A 1,005-nucleotide genomic window follows, 5' to 3' on the forward strand; every position below is an offset into this window, starting at 1 on the left:
GCGAACCACCGCTCGACCTGGTTGATCCACGACGAGTACGTGGGTGTGAAGTGGAGCTGGAAGCGGGGATGCGCGAGTAGCCACTTGTGCACCACGGGTGCTTTGTGGGCGGAGAGGTTGTCGCAGATGACGTGAACCGCCAGGGCCTTGTCGGTCTGGCGGTCGATCTCGTCGAGGAAGTCACGGAAGTCCACGGCCCGGTGCTGCGCGGACAGCTTCGTGATCACCTTCCCCGTCGCCGTGTTCAACGCTGCGAACAGATCGACGGTCCCGTGGCGGACGTAGTCAAAACTCCGCCGCTCGGGCACCCCGGGCAACATCGGCAACACTGGAGCGGTCCGTTCCAGGGCTTGGATCTGCGGTTTCTCGTCCACCGCGAACACCACCGCGTTGGCCGGCGGGGCGAGGTAGAGACCGACTACGTCACGGATCTTGTCGATCAGGAAAGGATCGGGGGAGATCTTGAAGGTCTCAGTCCGCCACGGCTGCAGGCCGAAGGCGTGCCAGATCCGCAGGACACTCGCCGGGGAGATCCCCACGACCTTGGCCAGCTCACGCTTCGACCAGTGTGTCCCGCCCCCGGGCGTCTCCTCGAGGGTGCGGACAACCACTTCTTCCACCTGGGCATCCGTGATCGTCCTTGGTACCCCGGGCCGCGGTTCATCCGACAGCCCGTCGAGCCGGTCCCGCAGAAAACGCGTGCGCCACTTGGTGACGGTGCCCCGGTTCACTCCCAGCCGGGCGGCGACCGCGAGGTTCGGCCCGCCGTCGGCACACGCCAGCACGATCCGGGCCCGCAGGGCCAGACCCTGCGCGGTCGTGCGGCGCTTGACCCAGTTGTTCAATACCTGCCGCTCGGTCGCACTCAAGACCAGCGGCTCCAGCCTGCTGTCACCCACAACCGACAGCAGACCGCAGCCAACCGGCTACCGACACCCAAACCCGTGAATTGGTGCGGAAAACGACTCACGTGGTGCCGGAACAACTCACAACCAGATCACTAGG

The 1,005-nt window shown here is 65.6% G+C and carries 1 protein-coding gene; it reads right to left on the minus strand.

What is annotated here, in order from left to right:
* The coding region (locus tag MTF69_RS42640; RefSeq protein ID WP_243342210.1) for an IS630 family transposase at positions 1–899 on the minus strand (899 nt) is incomplete at its 3' end.
* Between the last annotated feature and the right edge of the window lie 106 nt (positions 900–1,005).

This window comes from Streptomyces sp. AP-93, assembly GCF_022808175.1.
In the GTDB taxonomy this organism is placed as follows: Bacteria; Actinomycetota; Actinomycetes; order Streptomycetales; family Streptomycetaceae; genus Streptomyces.